This is a genomic window from Nitrospira sp. (genome assembly GCA_024760545.1).
Classification (GTDB): Bacteria; Nitrospirota; Nitrospiria; order Nitrospirales; family Nitrospiraceae; genus Nitrospira_D.
Genome location: CP060501.1, coordinates 3,412,327 through 3,431,367 on the forward strand (window position 1 = coordinate 3,412,327; position 19,041 = coordinate 3,431,367).

Consider the following 19,041-nt stretch of genomic DNA (forward strand, 5'->3'; position numbering starts at 1 on the left):
GGGTTCTCCCATGGAAATTAGATTCCAACCAGCCTTGCTTCAGGAAGTGATCGACTCGTTCGTCGAGAAGACGGAACGGGAAGGCGATCCGACATACTACAAGGAATTCCATGAACATGCCGACCCGATTTACGAGAAGTTTATCCTCGAAGACCGGGAAGCGGAGTTCAAAAAGTTGTATCAATATCTTTTCGGCATTTGGGGGTTTTCGGATATCGTCCGCGATTCGTTCAACGAGTATCCGCTGTTGAAGCAGAAGGTGGGGATTGTCCTCGTCAAAGGTGTATTGAAAGAAGATCAGGAAGGTGTCGACATTCTCCGGAAATGGGGGTCGGTCGAAAAAGACCTGGCCAAAGAGTTTGAGGAGAAGGGAATGAAAGGTGTGGGGATTAAGTTGATTCCCCGCCGATTTTACGATCCGGCGCTGACCCGCTATTGCCGCCACGAGTTGATGCACATCTCCGACATGATCGATCCGCTGTTCGGATACGATCCGGATACCAAGATTGGACAGAACCCCGGCGAAGAGACGTTGATCTTGCAGCGCTATCGTATCCTTTGGAGTTTGAGCGTGGATAGTCGATTGGTTGCAGCGGGCAAGGAGCCCATGCTGAGCAAGGAGGATCGATTCAAGGAATTCCGGTCCTGGTACCGAAAAATTCCACCTCCTCAATTGAAAGCGGTATTCGAGGGGCTCTGGCAGACCTCGTACTTCACGCACTCGGAGTTGATCGAAATGGCTGCCGACACACTTCGTGTGATGGATCGAGCCGTGGATGTGGAAGGCGGCGAGGTTCCGGAAACCGAAAATAAGATCATGCTCATGCCCGGGTTTCCATGCCCGTTGTGCCGGTTTCCCACGTATTCCTGGGTGGAGGATATGCAGACGAAATTGGAGCCGTACGTGCTCGACTTTATTCGCGAGAATCACCCAGGGTGGGATGTGGAATTTGGGGCCTGTGATCGCTGTGTTGAGGTGTATAAGTTGCGTGCCGATGGGGTGATGTAGGTGCGGAGGGTGAAAAAGGCCGCCGGCTGCGTTCTCGGCTCGCAAGGATCCTCAACGTACCTCCGAAGGTACGCCTGCGGTCCTTGCCTTATCGCTGGTTGCCGAACGACCTTTTTGACCCTCATCTAAGGAATCCACGCCCGTGGCAACCAATCCTGCATACGGCCGGCGAGACTTCTTGAAGGATTCGGTCTTTTCGACTGTCAGAGCTGCGCACGAACTTGTCAAACAGTCCGATGGTCTCCCTGCGGAGCCGGTCCCATCGCCGGTTCGTATTGATTGGTTGCGCCCCCCCGGCGCCGTGTCAGAACAACTTTTTCTGGAGCGCTGTACGAAGTGCAATGATTGTGTCACGGCCTGTCCCCCCGGCGCGATCGTTACCCAACCCCAAGACGGTACCCCGGTGCTGTTCGCCGATCAATCACCCTGCCTTCTGTGCGAGGACTTTCCCTGCATCGCAGCCTGTCGAGCAGACGCGCTCTTGCCGGTCGAGGGAATCAACCACGTTCACATGGGAATCGCTGCGGTGTCACATCGGCTCTGCACGGCCGGTCAGGGATGCCACGCGTGCGTGTCGAAGTGTCCGACAGACGCCCTGGTAATGGATTTTCAATCGTTGCATCTGGCCGTGGTACAGGAGGCCTGTGTCGGGTGCGGAATGTGTGAGATGGTCTGCAAGACCGTCAACGACCATGTCGCAATCCGCGTGGTGCCATCAAGGCATCTGGCAAGGGCTGATTCATAATGACGTCCCTTCGGCGAGATCATTCTGGAGGATATTCCAATTCACAATATCGAACCAATTCACCCTTGACTTCGTACGGCTCATTTCATATACATACATGGCTCTGTTGCGTCACCTTTTTCGGTTGGGCCAACAGGGCGGCTAGGAGACGATCGCTATGACTAGTCAACAGCCGATGCAAGAGGTATCTGCATCTGCAACCGCCACACTGTCGACCCCCTCCACCATCAAGGATTCCCCAGCTGTCGAACGTGCGCTGAACCGCAGTAAAATCTATCTGCTGATCTCCTGGAGTCTCCTGTATCCGGAGGATGAGGAGTTTCTCGATTATCTCAGGTGCGGGGAGTTTGTGGATGATGGTCGGACCGCCCTCGATGCTTTAGAGGCTGCCATTGGCCCCGAGAGCAGCGAACGAGCCAAGGGAAAGTTGGGCTTGCTCAAGAAGCAGTTGGCGCGGGTGGAGAGCCTGATCGCTTCCGAGTGTGTCAATTGGCAGCTGAGCGATCTGCAGTCCGAGCATCGCCGAGTGTTCAGCAATGTCATTACCCTCGATTGCCCTCCCTACGAAACCCTCTTCGGAAATGACCACGTGTTTGCTCAATCCCATGTGATGGGGGATATTTCAGGGTTTTACAAGGCTTTCGGAGTCGAATTGTCCAAGGATATTCATGAGCGACTGGACCACCTCAGCGTTGAATTCGAGTTCATGCACTTCCTTGCCTACAAAGAGTCCTATTCGCGCTGCCACGATGTGATCGAGAAGACACAGATTGTGGTCGATGCGCAGAAGAAATTTGTCAAGAATCATATCGGCCGATGGGTCCCGCTGTTCTGTCGCATGCTGACGAAGAAAGCGGACTCCGGTCTCTTCAAATTGGTGGCCGATATGACCGCCGATTGGATGGATTTTGAGACGGCGTTTTTAGGCGTCACCCCTCAGCCGTATACGGAAACCGATTATCGTCCGGCGACGTTCAGCTCTCCTGAAGGCCAGACGTATGAATGTGGCGCACAGGATCAGGGGAACGAATTGACTATGTTGCTGAACGAAGTCGGAGCGCAATCGTTCATGGACGTGAAAGAAAAAGACAAGGGTAACGAAGAAGAGGGACCTTCGGGTACCGCCTAAGCGAATCGATAGTAGCGATATCAGTGGACGCATTGTTTACAATCATTGAGAGGAGGGAGTAGCATTATGAGAGTAGCGCAGACGACCAACAAGAAATTGGTGTTTGCCATTCTTCTCTCCGCCCTCACCGTCGGATTCATGCTGACGTTGGGGCGAGTACCACTGGCCGTCAGTCAACCGGTCACCATACCGGCTAAGACGGTCAAGGGCCCAATCCCGATGGACGGCGCTAACCCCGTGTGGGAAAGTGTTCCGGGCGTCATTGTTCCGTTGAGTGGTCAGCTGATCACGACGCCGATGCACCCGAATATTTCGGTAAAGTCGGTATTCGTCAAAGCCATGACCAACGGCAAAGAGGTTGGGCTGCGTTTAGAGTGGGTTGATCAGACGAAGAATGACACAGCGATTGGCCCGCAGGATTTCCGGGACCAGGTCGCGGTGATGTTTCCCGTGAACACTGCCGGTGCTCCGCCGTTCCAGTGCATGGGGCAGTCCGGTGGAACAACCAACATCTGGCGTTGGAATGCCGAATGGCAGAAGGACATCGGAAAGGACAGTGCGGGAATTTGGGATGTGGACGACCAGTATCCCGGCATTTTCTGGGATTATTACTTTGAAGAGCCAGCCGGTGGCGTCACCTATCCAGACCGCATCGGCCGGAGCCTCGGGCCATTCAATTCCGGCATCTGGTCGGGAAATATCATGTCGGACCCAACGTTGCGCGTGAGTTCAGTCGAAGATCTCAACGCGAACGGCTTCAGCACGTTGACGACACAAGCTCACCAGGATGTGATCGGTAATGGTGTGTGGGAACCGTCGGGATCCGTTAAGGGCGGAGGCTACACCGGTCCGACATGGCGCGTGGTCGTCAAACGGACATTGGAAAACGGCGATGCGAACGATATCCAGTTTAAAGCCGGGGCCTCGGTGCCGATTGCTTTTGCCGTGTGGGATGGTGCCAATATTGAGCGAAACGGCATGAAGTCGCTTTCCACTTGGTTTACGTTGAAGCTGTAGTGATGTGGGGCGGTTGGCGAGCCGCGCCAATGCCCGACATGTCAGAGAGTTGAACAGAGGCCTCGGATCAGTTTCTCGAGTAATAGGGGAGCTGGTCCGAGGCTTTTTGTTGAGTGCCATATCCGGACTTATCTGTCGTCCGAGGTGTAGGATTGCATTTCACAAAGCGCGGAGGGTATAAGAGAACGGGGTGTCGAAGCTACTGATTTTCAAGCATAAAAGGACCAATATACGCCATGAAAGTCTCTCTGCTTTTCCCTCCGACGTGGCATCCCTCTCAGCCGTATCTCAGCCTGCCGTCCCTAACGGGATTTTTGCGCCAGGGTGGGATTTCGGATGTCTCACAGCGCGACCTCGGTATCGAGCTGTTGGACATGGTTTTGACCAGAGACTATGCGGAGGAGGTCTATCAACGTTTGATTGCCAAGCAGCGTGAGCTGGAACGGACTCAGAACGGAGAGACAGGGGCAGGCAGTCGGGAGCATTACGTGAAGGTGACCGACTCGCTCGACCGGTTCTCGTATCTCGTGGACCGTATCGAGCTGGCGAAAGAGACATTGCGGAGCGAAGGGTTCTACGACCCTGATGCCTATCGAGCCAGCCTGTTCATGATCGATAAGTGGTTGGAGCTCGTCTCCTCGGTATATTTTCCGACCCGGCTCACGGTTGTGGATAATCAATTTGGGAATTACTCCATCTATTCTTCGAAAGACCTGATGAGGGTCGTTCGTGACGAAGCGCAGAATCCCTATCTCAGTCTCTTTCGCGACCGATTCATTCCGTCGATCATCAAGAGCCGCCCGGATCTCATCGGAGTTTCGATTACCGCCACCTCCCAGATCATCCCCGGTCTGACGCTGTGCCGCTTGATCAAGGAGGCCGCTCCGGATCTTCACCTGACGATCGGTGGCAGCATCTTCACCCGTCTCGTGGACAACATTCGCCGCTGCCCCAGTCTCTTCGAATTGACCGACGATATCGTGGTGTTTGAGGGTGAAACGGCTCTGCTGGAATTAGTGAATCAGGTGGCCGGCAAGAAAGATTACAGCAAAGTTCCCAATCTCATTTATCGGCACAATGGGAAGATTACGGTGAACCAACCGTTCTATTCTGAAAATGTCAATCAGCTCCCCGCGCCGAATTATGACGGATTCCCCCTGGATCGCTATTTGTCGCCGGAGCCGGTGCTGCCGGTCCAGTTTTCTCGGGGCTGTTATTACAAGGATTGCGCATTCTGCGCGCTGACGCTCGACCACCAAAACTTCAGACAGAAGGATCCGGGACGGACGATCGAGGAACTGCAATGGTTGAAGCAGCGCTATGGCGCCCGACATTTCTTTTTCACCGACGAATGCTTTGCGCTGGCACCGACGAAACGGCTCTGCCAACAGATGATTGACAAGCAGCTCGACATCAAGTGGACGTGCGAGATGCGGTTTGAGAAAAATCTCTCCCGCGAGCTGTTGGCGTCGATGCGGGATGCCGGATGCCTGAAAATCGTCTTCGGATTGGAATCCTTCAACCAGCGGATCATGGATTTCATGAAGAAGGGAATCAAGCAAGAATGGGTGCGGCGCGTCGCCGATGACTGTGTGGATCTCGGGATCGCCGTACATTGCTATATCATCGTCGGATTCCCCACGGAAAAAGAAGAAGAAGCGCTCGAAACCATGAACTTTGTCGTCGAGAACAAGAAACTCAATGGATCATACGGGTTTTCGTGTCAGCCCTGCCTGTTTGATTTGGAAAAGGAAGCTCCCATCATGAGCGACCCTGGTGGATACGGGATTCGACGAATCATGCGGCCGTCGGCGGAAGATTTGAGCCTCGGGTTTTTCTACGAAGTGCAAGAGGGCATGACTCCCGACGAAGCGGAGCGGTTGTATCAGTATGTCTATGAAAGGATCAGCGAAGTCGTGTGCGAGCTTCCATTCAACTATGCGATGGCGGATGGGCTGCTCTATATCTCAAGAGCTAAAGAAGGGGCTGAACAGGCACCGCTGGCTGCACGTTGACCCTATTTTTTTACGGCAGCTATAATGGCGGTTCCTGTGGGTATGGTCATGAAGACGGCAAGCTTGAGTGAGCGAATCACGGGAAGAGTATCGGACTTTGGTCCGCTGTTTGAGTATACCGTCAAACTTGTACTCCTGACCTCCTTTCTTGAGCTGGTTCTGTATCGTCTGGTCTCCCGGCTTGGGATGCATTTGAGTAAGATGGCGGCAGATCACCCGTGGATCACACCCACATTCACCGCATTGACTGAGGTGGGCACGTGGTTGCTCAATATCGTCGCGGTGTTGTTGTTTTTGGCGCTCACGTTGACGATGGTCAATCGATGGGGAGGGCGTGATACAAGCAAGCTTGTCAAGATGGGGATCGCGGGTGCAGCTCTCTTGCTGTTCTTGACCGTCCTGTTTCTGGTCGTGCAGCCGGGAATGCTGGGCGCCATCATCTACAACGGCTTGACACTCCTGGTGCTCACGTTGTTCGTGTCGGAGTATGTGATCACCCATCGTGAGCCGGCCCAACGGATTCTGGCGGCCACATACTATTTGGGTGTCTCCGGGTGGCTGTATTATCAGATTATTTCGACCGTCTACAGTCTGGCGGGAACCTTGGCGGCGCCTCCCCTGGTCTACGAATCCCATCGGGCAGGTGAGGCGCTGATGGTGCTGGCCAGCTACCTCGTCTTTGTCGCCTACGGAAGCAGTAAAAGTTTGTCGCTGCGAACAACGAATCGACGGCAGCGGAACCGGGCCATTTGGTTTTGGTCGACGACGGGCATCATCTTCACAGCGCTCATCGTCGCAGACTATTTTTTGGATCTCTATAGTCCGGCGTTCGCATCGGCGTTCCGCCAGGCATCACAGGGCATCGGCTGGATCTTTCAATTCGGGATGGGCTATACCTTCTACCTCCCATTTGCCGTGTATGTCGGAGGACTACTCTGTTGGTCCTATACGGTTATCAAGTTGGTGATGACAGGTCGGCTCGCGGGCTATGGAATTGGTTTGATGTTTATCGCCGGCTATGCCTTACTGTTCTCGAATCTTACGTTGATGGTCGTTCTCGGAGTCATGTTACTTGCCCTTGATCGGGCGAAGGCGGCCGCAACAGAAGCGGTATCGACGACCGCCGGCCCTATGATGCCGGCAACAGACGGCCTTATTACAGGGCGAGCCTAAGCCCGGAGCGAGCTTACTTATGGAAACGCCTGCACCAATATCACCGCAGACAGAGGCCACCGCCGATCAGCCCATGTCGCCGGACGAAGAGATCACCGCGATCGAAACGTTATTGGCGAGCGAACCTGACGACTTTCAGGCTCGCTGCCGACTCGGCGAATTGTACTTCAGTAAAGGGCGGCTCGATGACGCCTTAGCAGAAGTCAAAAAAGCGATTGAGATGGCCGAATCCCTTCGCACAGAGATGAATCGTTCACTGGCTATGTACTATGCGAACCTCGGAACGATTTACGCGACCAAGAACATGACCGATGAGGCCGAAACCGAATTTCGGCATGCGCTGGAGGTTTTCCCCCATGACGTCCTGGCGTTGTTCAACCTCGGGCGCCTCTACGCGGACAACAAAAAGTACATGGAAGCGAAGAACTACTACGAGCGTCTGGTCGAGATGACCCCGGATGACCCGATTGCTTGGTATAATCTCGCTGGGGTCTATATTGAGTTGGATAACCCCCAAGTGTCCGACTACAACACGATCGACATGGGGATTCAATGTTATCTTCGCACGTTGGAGCTGGACCCCAAACATTTGGAGTCAAGCTTCAAGCTGATGGAAATCGCCCTGAATCATAAGAAGACCGATTTGGCGATCCGGGTCATGGAGAGTGCCGTCGAGCACAATCCGGATGAGCCGCTCGCGTACTACAATCTCATCAGCGTCTATGACAAGTGCAAGCTCTTTGAACAGGCGGAAGAGACTCGAAAACGGTTGAAAGATCGGTTTGCCAAGAAGACAAAGGACAACCCACGGTCCTGATTCACTTTTAGGGAAGGGGGGCACTATGTTTGGTAGTCTAGGGTTCACCGAGCTGATCCTCATCCTCATGATCGTGTTGATTATCTTCGGCGCGGGGAAATTGCCACAATTGGGCGAAGGGCTCGGCAAAGCGATCAAGGGATTCAAGAAGTCCGTCCATGAGGCGGACCAGATCGAGGCCGAAGCTCAGACGGCGGCGCAACAGGCGGCAACACCCAACGCGATAAACGCGGCTCCTACCCAGAACGCCGCATTGAATCAGCCGAGTGGGGCTACGGTGCAGCCGGCCCCACGCTCATAGCAGGATGTTGAAAAAGTCCTCCAGCTTCGTTCTCGCGTCGCTCAGAGGCTCAACGTACGATAAAGAGTACGTCTCGCCTCTTCACCCGCTGTGGCCTTGCTGGAAGGCCTTTTTGAACATCCTGTGTACCGCCCATTCCGACTGAGTCCATGACCATCGGAGGTCGACGGTACGCGTGAGTCAGAATAAATTTTCAACAGCTTGCTAGGAACGTCGCACCTATGGACACTGAACTGGGCTTGGCCGCTGGTTACATCGAGACGTTTGCCGGAAACGGCAAAGCCCGAAGCACGGGTGACGGCAAACGTGCGGTGAAAGCCGGAATCCCCCTCCCTCATCACGTCGCCCTCGACAAGCATGAGCAGTGGCTGTACTTTGCGGAGTCAGGATCCGATCGCGTCAGGCGCATTCATCTTCAGGAAGGCACGCTCCACAATTTCGCGGGTATCGGGGAAACGTGCTACAGCGGCGACGAAGGTCTCTGTGGAGAGGCGGGGCTCTACCTGCCGTTGGCTGTCGCGTTTGATTCCCATAATAATTTGTACATCTGCGATTCGGGAAGCAATCGGATTCGAAGGATCGATCATGAAACGGGCATTATTACGACGGTGGTCGGTACCGGTCAGCATGGTTTTAACGGAGATGGCCCTGCGCTGGAAGTCAATCTAACCTGGCCGGCTGCGATCGCGTTCGATAAGGACGACGTCTTATACATCGCTGATACCCAAGCCCATAAAATCCGGCGTTATGACTCGAAGACGGGAATGGTGACGACGATTGCAGGAACGTGGACAGCGGAGGACGATGCACGGGAGCAGCCGCTGGTGGCAAGAAATTTAGTTGTCTTGTCCGGTGATGCGATCGGAATTGATTTCAGTGATGATCAGGGCTGGCTCATGCCGGTCTGCTCCGATGGGCTGGACATGTCGATGTACCTGGATGATGGAAAGTCCGCGATGGACGCGCGCCTTTACGACGTCGTCGGCATTGCGGTCGACGGCCAGGGCAACGTGCATATCGTCGATAAGGGGAGCAATCGTGTCAGAAGAATCGACTCGCGGACGGGAATTATTTCGACAGTCGCGGGTGTCTGCCGGTACGGGTACGACGGTGATGACAAACCGGCCGTCAGAGCGATGCTGCACGCTCCAGAAGCCGTGATCTTCGATCACGATGACAATCTCTATATCTCCGATACCATGAACCATCGGGTCCGCAGGGTGGATGCGAAGACCGGTATCATGACGACGGTGGCGGGAAACGGGGACAGTGGGTATGAAGACAAGAATATCGGCGGTTGCGGTGCCGCTCGATTTGTCGCCAAGGAATCGGCTGGAATGTTGAAGCACGGTGACGGTCTACTCGGGATCGATGCCGTGGTGAATTCTCCCGTCGGTGTGGCGTTGGACTCGCAGGGCCATCTCTATATTTGCGAACGCGGAGAAAACAAGATTCGCCGTCTGAAGATCACGTAATCATCATCCCTCGCCGTCACGTTTGTCCCGCACTGGTTTTGTGGTATTCTGAGTTCGGCTCCCTCGGAGTACGTTACGGGTGCGAATGACATACATCGGCGGGTCTCGCTCTCACCTTCTTGGATTTCTGTCAGGCCTTGTTGTCCTAGCCAGTCTCCTCGGCGGTTTCGGGATTCCCCTCGTCAGTTCGGAGGGGCTGATGATCAGGTCCCATCTGATCCCAGGTGACCTGCCGAATGCCGCCGATGATGCGGCTTGGCAAAGGGTCTCGCCGACCACGATTCCCCTCAGTGGGCAGGTCATTACCAGGCCGGTGTGGCCGGAGCCGACCGTCCATGCATTGACCGTGAGGTCCGTTCACAATGGGACCGACATCGCCTTCCTGCTTGAATGGCAAGACAATACGAAGAATGATCGCCTGACTCCCGGTACGTTCAGGGATGGAGTCGCCATCGGTCTTCCGCTCGGTGATGCACCGGCTTTTTTCTGCATGGGGCAGCTGGACCACTACATCAATATTTGGCACTGGAAGGCGGACTGGCAAAGCGATATCGATCGGCGGGCGGCCCGGGCCCCGGAGAAAAAAGAGGGCGGCGTTCGGACATTCGAGGTCATTCCGCGACGCGTTTCTTCGGTTGAAGATTTGATCGGCGGGGGATTCAGCACGTTGACGACAAAAGACAAGCAGGGGCGAGTACAAGGGCAAGCACTGTGGAAGGACGGTGTCTGGCATGTCGTGATGCGGCGTCCCCTGATCAGCGAGGAACAAGAGAATGAAGCAAAGCTCGTTCCCGGACGTGTCCAGACCGTGTCATTTGCCGTGTGGAACGGAGAAAACAAAGAACGCAACGGCCAGAAGGCCGTGGCCCCGTGGTTTCAACTCAGCATTGATCCTGTCGCTCACCTGTAGCAGAGCAGCGAGCCGATTCGCCTTCGGTCGGTCTCTCTTGTCCGAATGAGTTCTTTACGGAGCTGAGCTGTGAGGTGGTGGTGGCACACAGGATTTTGAGAGCACGGATCGTATGGAACGTCATGCTGGCCGGCGGTCTACTTGTGGGTGGTATGGAGAGCGCGTGGGCCGCGACCCAGAACGGCGCCATGACGGAAGAAGAAGCGGCCAAGCTTGGAGAAGAGTTTGGGATCATTGTCGGCGCCGTGGACGAAGAGATTCAAAAGGAACTCAAGCTTCAGAAACCACAGGGCGTTGCAGTGTTCGAGGTGATCGGAAACTCGCGCGCGGATTATGCAGGGATCAAGGTGCGATCCGTCATCAAGGAAATTGACAAACAAGAGATCCGAACCATGACGGACTTCGGGCGAGCCATTAAGAAGTCCATGAAAGAATGCAACTTTACCGTCGGGACCTATGAGCCGGCCGATCCCGATGACCCTGTCGGATGGGGTGTCAATTTTCATTTCGTCGGCTGTAAGCGGGATTAGCAGAATGTTGAATATGTCCGCCGGCAATCGTCGGCGAATCACAGCCGCATCGATATGTCTTGCCCTTCTTGTGAGCGGCGGCCTTTATCATCGGCAAGCGGCTGCGGAGGATGCCAAGGAGCAAGCCCCCGGGGACTGGGTCGCGGAGATCGAAAAGATATTCATCCGGTCGGAAGACTGCAAACAATGCCATGATCGTCATTATGAAGAGTGGAAGGGCGCCAGGGAGCAGACGCCGGACTTGAAAACCTTTGGCCGCGTGGATGCCGCTCTTCTACACGGCACGTCGCTGGAGTCTCCGGTCTTTCGTACCGTCCTGGGTCTTTGGAAGCAGACGAATCCCACGCCAGACGAACAGCGGCGCTGTCTCTCGTGCCATGTGCCGTCCGTAAACGCGTTTCCTCAGCATGCCGAGAAGATTGCGGCGCAAGTGATTGCCGGGAAGCCAAGGATCGAAGGGATCGGTTGCGCGGCCTGCCATTTGATGAACGGGATGGACAAGACCTCGAACTCGCCGCCGACCTTTACGCTGCAGCCGGGCAACACACTCTACGGTCCGTACTCCAATCCCGAGGAGAACCTCGTCCATCAGGCCGCGCAGTCGGATCAGTTTCGTGCAGCCAGTTTTTGCGCATCTTGTCATTTCGATAAAGTGAAAGATGTGACGCAGAAGAATCTGCCGGGGGAAATTCTTGAGGGGACGATTTGCCAAGATTGTCATATGGAGTCCTCCACCGGGAGCTCCACCTCAAGACGCGGGGCAATGACCAGAGCCATCGGACGCCACTGGTTTCGTGGTGTCGTCGTCGCTGGTACGATGTTGAAGAACCGAAATCTGCAAGCGGAGTGGATGCCTCGCATTGACGTTGAGGCGACAAAAACCGGCATGGTGGTGGAAGGCACCGGCATTGTAAAAGTCGGCAGCCTCCCGCACAGTTTTCCCGATGGCGATCCGGTCCTGAAGCAGTTTTTCCTGACGATCACGGTGAAAGATGCGAAAGGGAACACGTTAGCGGAAGAGACAAAACAGTTTGGCTTGCCCTATGACAGGATCCTTCGCGGGCCGATCCCTGATCCCTTCATCAAGGGCGGGAACACGAGGAAGGTTCCCTTTGCACTGACGCTTCCCGGGGGGACCGCCGCCTCGTCGATCGAGGCCGTGCTGACCTATGCCCTTATTCCAAAGCCTGAGATTCCCTTACAGGAACAGTATTTTGCCACTCTCCAAGCGGACACCGAACGCGAGGAGGCGCGGAAGATTATCCAGGAATATACACAACGGCGCTTTCTGACCTATCGTGTCAAATCACTCTCCTAGCAGAAAGTTGAAAGAGTCCTCCAGCGTCGTTCTCGCGTCGCTCAAAGGCTCAAGGTGGGAAATAATCCATTCAAAGGGGGGTTATCCGTTCGCCAAGAATCATGCTACGGGCGAACGGCTCACACGAAGTGCGGTTTGTACCTCCTCGCCGCTTCGCTCGCTGCGGCCTTGGTCGGTGGAAAGCGCGTCGTGGCGCGCTGGGGTGGGCGGGTGAAGATGAAGGCCTTTTTGAACATTCCACGGGCAATTCTGATTCGATGCGTGGCTGTCGTAACGATCGGTGCCGCTGTGTTATCCGATGGCGCGGTTACATCCGCCCTGGCACAGAATGTGGCAAGCCAGTCGTTGATCGAGAAGACCTTCCCACATTCCAACAAATGCAAACGGTGTCACGAACGGGTGTATGAAGAGTGGGAAACCTCGCCTTTGTCGAAGTCCATCCATTCCCCGGCATTCCGGGCGTCACTCGATGTGTACCTGAACTCAGCCGGTGGAAAGGACAAAACGTTGTGCTTCAGGTGTCATGCTCCGCACGTCCGAGAATTCCCGGATCATGCGCAACTCTTTGTCGATCAAGCGAAGGCGGGTGATCCGTCCTTGGACGGCGTGGCGTGCAGCCAGTGCCATCTGATCAAGCATGTGGACCGAGCCAAGCATCCCCCGGAGCCGAAGTATGAGATCGGCGGCAAGACGCTCTATGGCCCATACCAGGATTTCGTCCAGAATCTTGCGCACCAATCGATGGAACTGAGTCTGTTTCAGAAATCCGATCTGTGTCTGAACTGCCATCAATCCGTGCCGTCGGCTGTGAACTTGGGCAAGTCCAACGACTTGCTCGGGAATTGGGACCAAAGCCGAGCCATAAAGTCCGGCAAGGAATGTCAGACTTGCCATATGCCGCAACAAGTAGGGGAGTCAGCCAATGGGGAAAAGAAACGCAAGATTGCCAATCATAGTTTCCCGGGTCGTATCGGCAAGCTTCGGCAAGAGGCTGCGAAGTTAGACGTGCAGACGAAGGTCGACGGTGACAAGACGACTGTCATGGTAAAGGTCCAAAGCCTGGTACCACACAACCTGCCTGCCACCCATCCTGCCTGGGCCGCGGTGGTCTTAAATCTGGACGTCAAAGGGAAAAACCTCAAAACGGTATTTACGGATAAGCGTGTCTATGGTCGGACGTATGTGGATACTCAAGGACAGAAGACAGTCTTTGACTCCGAAGCGGCGAAGGTTGTCGAAGACACGGTCCTAAAACCAGAGGAGACCAGAGAAGAATCCTTCACGTTCCCGACGCCGAAAGACACCAAGACCTTCGATGTCGAGGTCGCATTGAATTATGCCCCCTTAAATGGCCCGGCCTCATTCCTCCAGCGCGTCGAAGCGGAGTCATCCCAGGGATCACAGGATCCTGCCTTCCAGCCGATCGAAATTGTAAAACGGACCGACAATATTCCGGTCAGCAGGTAATCGTTACTCACCGTCGGTCTCTCATGAGGTGTGAAATAGAAGGGGGACGCAATGCTTGGCTGCGAGATACACGTCACGAACTCCGCGTTATGTGCATTCCTTCATTGCCAGAGGCTGTCCCTCTTGGATGAGACCAATGCAGAGGGCATACGCAACGAAACGGCCGTACGACGCATCGCGGCAATGCTCCCAATCCGACTCGACCCAGTAGTTCCGCTTTGAGACCCGCTTGAGAAAGTGCTGCGTGGTAAAGGGGCTCTTGCCGTCTCGGAGCAGTCCGTCGAAAAACTCGTTGTAACCGATCGGCAAGCTGGCCACGATTTGTCCACCAGGGGCGAGGCATTGGTTCCGTAAGTGTTCGATGGCGCACAGTATCTTGGCCGGCTCTCGTGGCTCCTCGTCCCATCCGACGTGTTCCAGCGTCGAGATACTCAGAATAAGGTCGTACCGCTCTGTTGGCACAAACTCGACAATGTCCTTGTTGATGACACCGGGAGCCACCTCGTACTTGTCGACCACATCGTGGTGGGTCGGGAAGTAATGCGAGAGCACGTTGCCGACCTCGAGAATTCGTGCGGTCTGATGACGAAGAAGGATCTCCCGGAAGATCGGGATTTCAACGCCACGCTCATTTTTCCAAGTCCTGTTACAGAAGTGATAGAGGTAGGGGTACGATCGCCCATCAAAGGTAAAGGTCTTGGCCCTTGTCCAGCGGGTCAGCGCCATCTTGGCAAAGCGCCAGTAGCGCGCGGATGCGCTCTCGCTGCCGATGGCGGCATTCGTGTAGTCGTAGGTGTAGGGCATGAAGAAAACGGTCACTCAAAGAGAATGCGGGAACCGGGGGACTTCATCTTGAAGATCTGCAGCGCGTTATAGATGCCTTTGGCGGGATGGTTCAGGATCAGACGAGAGTTGGTGATATGCGTATCGAGGAGCTCATATTGCCCGCCACTGTAATACAAGTCGCAATCATCGATTTGACAGTTCTTATAGACGTGATTGTCTAATGCGAGTTTTGCCTTCGTGAAGGTCTGGCCGTCGATAACAATGTAATTTGGTTCGAATTCCATAGAGATTCTTATGGCGAACTATAGCAAAGTAGATGATGGACGTAAACTAGCTCACGTGCAGCGATGAAGCCATGGAGCCAGTCATAAAAATGCTAATTCGGAACGATCCGAAACACATTGCCATTTTGGGTCAGAACATAAAGTTCTCCTGAACTGTCTTGGCCGAAGCTGGTTATTGAAGGTACGGTAAGCAGGGGCCACTCTGTTTGTTCGAGAGCCGAGCCGTTGTTGAATCGAAAACTGCGAACAAAGCCGGCGCAGAAATCGGCGTAGAAATAGGTGCCGTGGATTGCCGGCACTGCCGGGCCTCGATACACGTAGCCGCCGGTGATGGCGCAGGCTCCGTTATCGTGGGTATACTCAAGAATCGGTAAGGTGAGCCCACCGTTATTACAGTTGGCACCGGGATTAAAACAGCTCGATCCTTCCATGAGCCGCCATCCGTAATTCAGTCCGCGTCCGGCATTGGGTCCTTGTGACACATCGACCTCTTCCCGTGCATCCTGGCCGACATCTCCGATATACAGATCGTCGCCGTCAAACGAAAAGCGCCAGGGATTACGGAGTCCATAGCTCCAGACCAATTGATCACCTCCACCGAGAACAAACGGATTTAGTATTCCACTCGTGCACGCTGCTCCGGTGGTCGGATCGATCCGGAGAATCTTCCCCAGCCGACTTGCGAGGTTCTGAGCATTGTTGCTGGGATCCCCTGAGCTTCCTCCGTCACCGACTCCTGCATACAGACAACCATCCGGTCCGAATACCAACATGCCTCCGTTATGGTTGGCAAAGGTCGGATGCGGAATGGAAACTAAGATGACCTGCGAAGCCGGATTGGCGAGGTTGGCATTCGTTGCCGATACCAAAAGCCGAGCGATCGTGATCGCGCCATTGGCATTTGTATAGTAGACGTAGAAGCGGCCGTTAGCATTGTAGTCTGGGTCGAAGGCCAACCCCAGCAATCCTCGCTCCCCCCCACTAGTGATGCCGGTTAGTGAGAGATATGTGGCAAGTACGGTTCCTGCCGCTCGATCAAGAACTTTGATCGTGCCGCCCTGTTCTACGACGAACAAGCGATCGGTGTCGCCCGGGGGAGTGGTGACGAACACCGGGGAGCTGAGATTGCCTGCAACGAGTTGGAGCTTGAGGCTGGTGGACGTTGGGACGGTGTTCGTGTTCTGTGTGTCTCCGCCACTGCTGCATGCGGCGAGGAGTCCGACGAAATACCAACCAAGAGTTATGCGGACGATTGTTTGTCGCATGGTTGAGCGGGTGCTCTGCTTAAAAGACGATCTGTATCCTATCATTCCAACTGGTGGCAAATCGCTAGACAAACGGACGGTGGTGTGTCCATTTCACGGGTCGGCAACGATTAAACACCGTCATCGTCACTATTTCAAACGCCCAGTATTTTGTCTTGATCCGCTCAGTCTAACCCTATAGAATGGCTCAGATTTTCGGGTGGTTAGCTTCTGATTCGACTCCGCCCGCCTAGGGTTTCCCCACTCGCTCATGTACTTTGGATGGGTTGAAGCCACGGAGAGCCGTGTGACATATGGAGTTCGTTTAACCAGCAGGAGGATTGCAAGTGAGTGATTCAGCGATTGTAATCTTTGCACTCATCGCGGCCGTGACCGGTATTGCCTATGGACTGTACCTGGCGATGTGGGTGTTCAAGCTCGACGCCGGCAACGCGAAGATGCAGGAAATCTCAAAGGCCATTCAAGAAGGTGCCAGCGCCTATATGAATCGACAGTACAAAACTGTCGGCTTTGTGGCGGCGGGTTTGTTCGTTGTTCTGGCAGCTGCCGGAGCAGTGTCGGATAAATTCGGCTTACTCACTGCGATCGGTTTCTTGGTCGGCGCGGGAGCTTCGTCCATCGCCGGCTATGTTGGAATGATTATCGCGGTTCGCGCCAATGTGAGAACCGCGCAAGCAGCACATAACGGCATGAACGCCGCCCTGATCGTTGCTTTCCGGGGTGGGGCCGTGACCGGACTCCTGTTGATCGGCCTCGGCCTGCTGGCCATCACTGTGTTCTACACCATTGCACAATCTGTGGCTGGTCAAGAGAAAGCGATTCATGCGTTGTTGAGTCTCGGCTTCGGCGGCAGCTTGATCTCGGTCTTTGCACGCGTCGGCGGAGGGATCTACACAAAGGCAGCGGACGTCGGTGCCGACTTGGTCGGCAAAGTAGAGGCGGGTATTCCGGAAGATGATCCGCGGAATCCAGCTGTCATCGCGGACAACGTCGGTGACAATGTGGGAGATTGCGCCGGAATGGCGGCAGACCTGTTTGAGACCTATGCCGTCACGACGGTGGCGGCGATGGTGCTGGCGTTTACGATGTTCAAGGGAGCCACCGCGCCGATTCTTTATCCGCTGGCTTTGGGTGGAGTGACGATCTTTGCGACCATCATCGGTATTCTCTTTGTAAAGGTCAGTCCGGGCGGTGAAATTATGACCGCCCTCTATAAGGGGTTGTTCGTGGCGGGCGGGATTTCGGCCGCGGCATTTTTCCCAATTACCTCCAAAATCATGGATGGGGTCGGCGGTGTGAGTGGGCTCAGTTACTACTTCGCGGCTTTGATAGGATTGGGGGTGACGCTCGCGCTCGTCTTCATTACCGACTACTACACGTCGAAGAGCTATGAACCAGTGAAGTACATTGCCAAAGCGAGCGAAACCGGCCACGCCACCAACATTATCGCAGGCTTGGCAGTAGGCATGCAGTCGACAGCGGCTCCGGTGGTGGTGATTGCAGCGGCGATTCTCGGCAGCTATTGGATTTGCGGTGGCGCAGAGTCAGGCGGGCTATATGGCGTGGCGGTGGCGGCAGTGTCGATGCTTTCGATGGCTGGGATCGTCGTGGCGATCGATGCCTTTGGTCCGATCACCGATAACGCCGGTGGCATCGCCGAAATGTCGCATCTAGGCAAGGAAGTGCGCGATATCACCGATCCATTGGATGCCGTCGGCAATACGACGAAGGCGGTCACGAAAGGGTATGCGATCGGGTCTGCCGCATTGGCGGCAGTGGTGCTGTTTGCCGAATACTCGCGTGAGGTTGCCGCGCACAATCCGGCGCTGGCCGCATTCGATCTTTCCAATCCAAAAGTCTTGGTGGGACTGTTCCTCGGCGGCATGTTGCCGTTCATCTTCGGCGCCCTGTGTATGAGGGCCGTCGGTGAAGCGGGAGGGCTGATTGTGGAAGAAGTGCGGCGCCAATTCAGAACGATCAAAGGCATCATGGAGGGGACAGGTAAGCCGGAATATGGGACTTGTGTGGATATCGTGACCCAAGCGGCGATTCAAAAGATGATGATCCCCGGTTTGATTCCGGTGCTCTCGCCCGTGATCGTCGGTGTGGTGCTTGGGCCACAAGCGCTCGGCGGCGTGTTGGTTGGCAGCATCGTGACAGGTCTGTTCGTTGCGATTTCCATGACAAGCGGCGGTGGCGCGTGGGACAACGCCAAGAAGTTCATCGAAGAGCAGGGCAAAAAGGGCACCGAAACACACAAGGCGGCGGTTACCGGCGATACGGTTGGTGATCCGTACAAGGATACGGCAGGTCCGGCCATCAACCCGATGATCAAGGTGATCAATATCGTAGCTCTGCTGATCGTTTCACTTATTGTATAATAGGGACCTCTCGTCTTTGGTGAGACGTGGACTGCGCGACGAAGAGCAACTGTCACCTGATCTAGATCGGGAGGGTTCTTCTCTCAATTCCAAAGACCCCTGAGGGAATCGGCTTGTATTCCACGAGAAGCGCTTTATAGATTCTCCCTTGGCTTGACGGCTTCGCGAGTGCTGGAGTAAGGTGAATGTGACTATCCCGGATTCTTGGGAGGTGCTCGGATGGAAAAGCAAGAGCGAAAGCAGGAAGCCAAACGAGAGCCGCAAGGGAAGGAAGAAGTAAAGGCCAATCCCAAGGTCGTCGAGGCCGGCAAGAAAATTAAAGAGGACATCGACAAACTGGTCGACGAAATCGATGATGTCCTTGAAAAGAACGCTGAAGAATTTGTGAAGAATTACGTTCAGAAAGGAGGGGAATAGCG

General features: G+C 54.8%; 18 protein-coding genes. 15 read left to right on the forward strand and 3 right to left on the reverse strand.

The features are described from left to right. Positions 1-10 precede the first annotated feature (10 nt). The 13 genes from H8K03_16185 (at position 11) to H8K03_16245 (ending at position 13,906) form a co-directional block, all read left to right on the forward strand. On the forward strand, positions 11-1,009 hold the full coding sequence (locus H8K03_16185; GenBank protein UVT19319.1) for a hypothetical protein: 999 nt from the start codon (positions 11-13) through the stop codon (positions 1,007-1,009). Between the two features lie 142 nt (positions 1,010-1,151). Beyond that, positions 1,152-1,754, forward strand: a complete 603-nt coding sequence (locus tag H8K03_16190) for a 4Fe-4S dicluster domain-containing protein (GenBank protein ID UVT19320.1) — start codon at positions 1,152-1,154, stop codon at positions 1,752-1,754. Between the two features lie 157 nt (positions 1,755-1,911). Next, positions 1,912-2,883 carry a molecular chaperone TorD family protein gene (locus H8K03_16195; GenBank protein ID UVT19321.1) on the forward strand — a complete coding sequence of 324 codons (972 nt, stop codon included), beginning with the start codon at positions 1,912-1,914 and terminating at the stop codon, positions 2,881-2,883. A 96-nt stretch (positions 2,884-2,979) separates the two neighbouring features. Beyond that, a complete protein-coding gene (locus tag H8K03_16200) occupies positions 2,980-3,900 on the forward strand; it encodes a nitrite oxidoreductase, gamma subunit (protein ID UVT22516.1) in 921 nt (306 codons plus the stop codon). 236 nt (positions 3,901-4,136) lie between these two features. Then, positions 4,137-5,915 (forward strand): radical SAM protein, encoded by a 1,779-nt coding sequence (locus H8K03_16205; protein UVT19322.1) that lies wholly within the window; start codon positions 4,137-4,139, stop codon positions 5,913-5,915. Between the two features lie 48 nt (positions 5,916-5,963). After that, complete coding sequence (locus tag H8K03_16210; GenBank protein UVT19323.1) at positions 5,964-7,088, forward strand: hypothetical protein; 1,125 nt, start codon at positions 5,964-5,966, stop codon at positions 7,086-7,088. A 19-nt stretch (positions 7,089-7,107) separates the two neighbouring features. After that, entirely contained in the window at positions 7,108-7,905 is a 798-nt protein-coding gene (locus H8K03_16215) for a tetratricopeptide repeat protein (GenBank protein UVT19324.1), read from the forward strand. A gap of 25 nt (positions 7,906-7,930) precedes the next feature. Beyond that, positions 7,931-8,206, forward strand: a complete 276-nt coding sequence (gene tatA / locus H8K03_16220; protein UVT19325.1) for a twin-arginine translocase TatA/TatE family subunit — start codon at positions 7,931-7,933, stop codon at positions 8,204-8,206. Between the two features lie 221 nt (positions 8,207-8,427). Beyond that, on the forward strand, positions 8,428-9,681 hold the full coding sequence (locus H8K03_16225; protein UVT19326.1) for a hypothetical protein: 1,254 nt from the start codon (positions 8,428-8,430) through the stop codon (positions 9,679-9,681). 199 nt (positions 9,682-9,880) lie between these two features. Beyond that, positions 9,881-10,591 (forward strand): hypothetical protein, encoded by a 711-nt coding sequence (locus tag H8K03_16230; protein UVT19327.1) that lies wholly within the window; start codon positions 9,881-9,883, stop codon positions 10,589-10,591. 80 nt (positions 10,592-10,671) lie between these two features. After that, positions 10,672-11,121 (forward strand): PDZ domain-containing protein, encoded by a 450-nt coding sequence (locus H8K03_16235; protein ID UVT19328.1) that lies wholly within the window; start codon positions 10,672-10,674, stop codon positions 11,119-11,121. Positions 11,122-11,125: 4 nt separating this feature from the next. Beyond that, positions 11,126-12,439, forward strand: a complete 1,314-nt coding sequence (locus tag H8K03_16240) for a hypothetical protein (protein ID UVT19329.1) — start codon at positions 11,126-11,128, stop codon at positions 12,437-12,439. A 135-nt stretch (positions 12,440-12,574) separates the two neighbouring features. Beyond that, positions 12,575-13,906 (forward strand): hypothetical protein, encoded by a 1,332-nt coding sequence (locus H8K03_16245; GenBank protein UVT19330.1) that lies wholly within the window; start codon positions 12,575-12,577, stop codon positions 13,904-13,906. Between the two features lie 87 nt (positions 13,907-13,993). Here H8K03_16245 and H8K03_16250 read toward each other — a convergent pair whose 3' ends face one another. The 3 genes from H8K03_16250 to H8K03_16260 form a co-directional block, all read right to left on the reverse strand. Continuing rightward, positions 13,994-14,710: a hypothetical protein gene (locus H8K03_16250; GenBank protein UVT19331.1), complete on the reverse strand. Its 717-nt coding sequence runs from the start codon at positions 14,708-14,710 to the stop codon at positions 13,994-13,996. 11 nt (positions 14,711-14,721) lie between these two features. Further along, the gene (locus tag H8K03_16255) at positions 14,722-14,976 is read right to left on the reverse strand and encodes a hypothetical protein (protein ID UVT19332.1); all 255 of its coding nucleotides are present in this window, start codon (positions 14,974-14,976) and stop codon (positions 14,722-14,724) included. A 92-nt stretch (positions 14,977-15,068) separates the two neighbouring features. After that, complete coding sequence (locus H8K03_16260) at positions 15,069-16,241, reverse strand: PQQ-dependent sugar dehydrogenase (GenBank protein ID UVT19333.1); 1,173 nt, start codon at positions 16,239-16,241, stop codon at positions 15,069-15,071. A 326-nt stretch (positions 16,242-16,567) separates the two neighbouring features. Here H8K03_16260 and H8K03_16265 point away from each other — a divergent pair, with 326 nt between their 5' ends. Then, entirely contained in the window at positions 16,568-18,622 is a 2,055-nt protein-coding gene (locus H8K03_16265; protein UVT19334.1) for a sodium-translocating pyrophosphatase, read from the forward strand. Between the two features lie 219 nt (positions 18,623-18,841). Continuing rightward, a complete protein-coding gene (locus H8K03_16270; GenBank protein UVT19335.1) occupies positions 18,842-19,039 on the forward strand; it encodes a ubiquitin-like protein Pup in 198 nt (65 codons plus the stop codon). Positions 19,040-19,041: the final 2 nt, after the last annotated feature.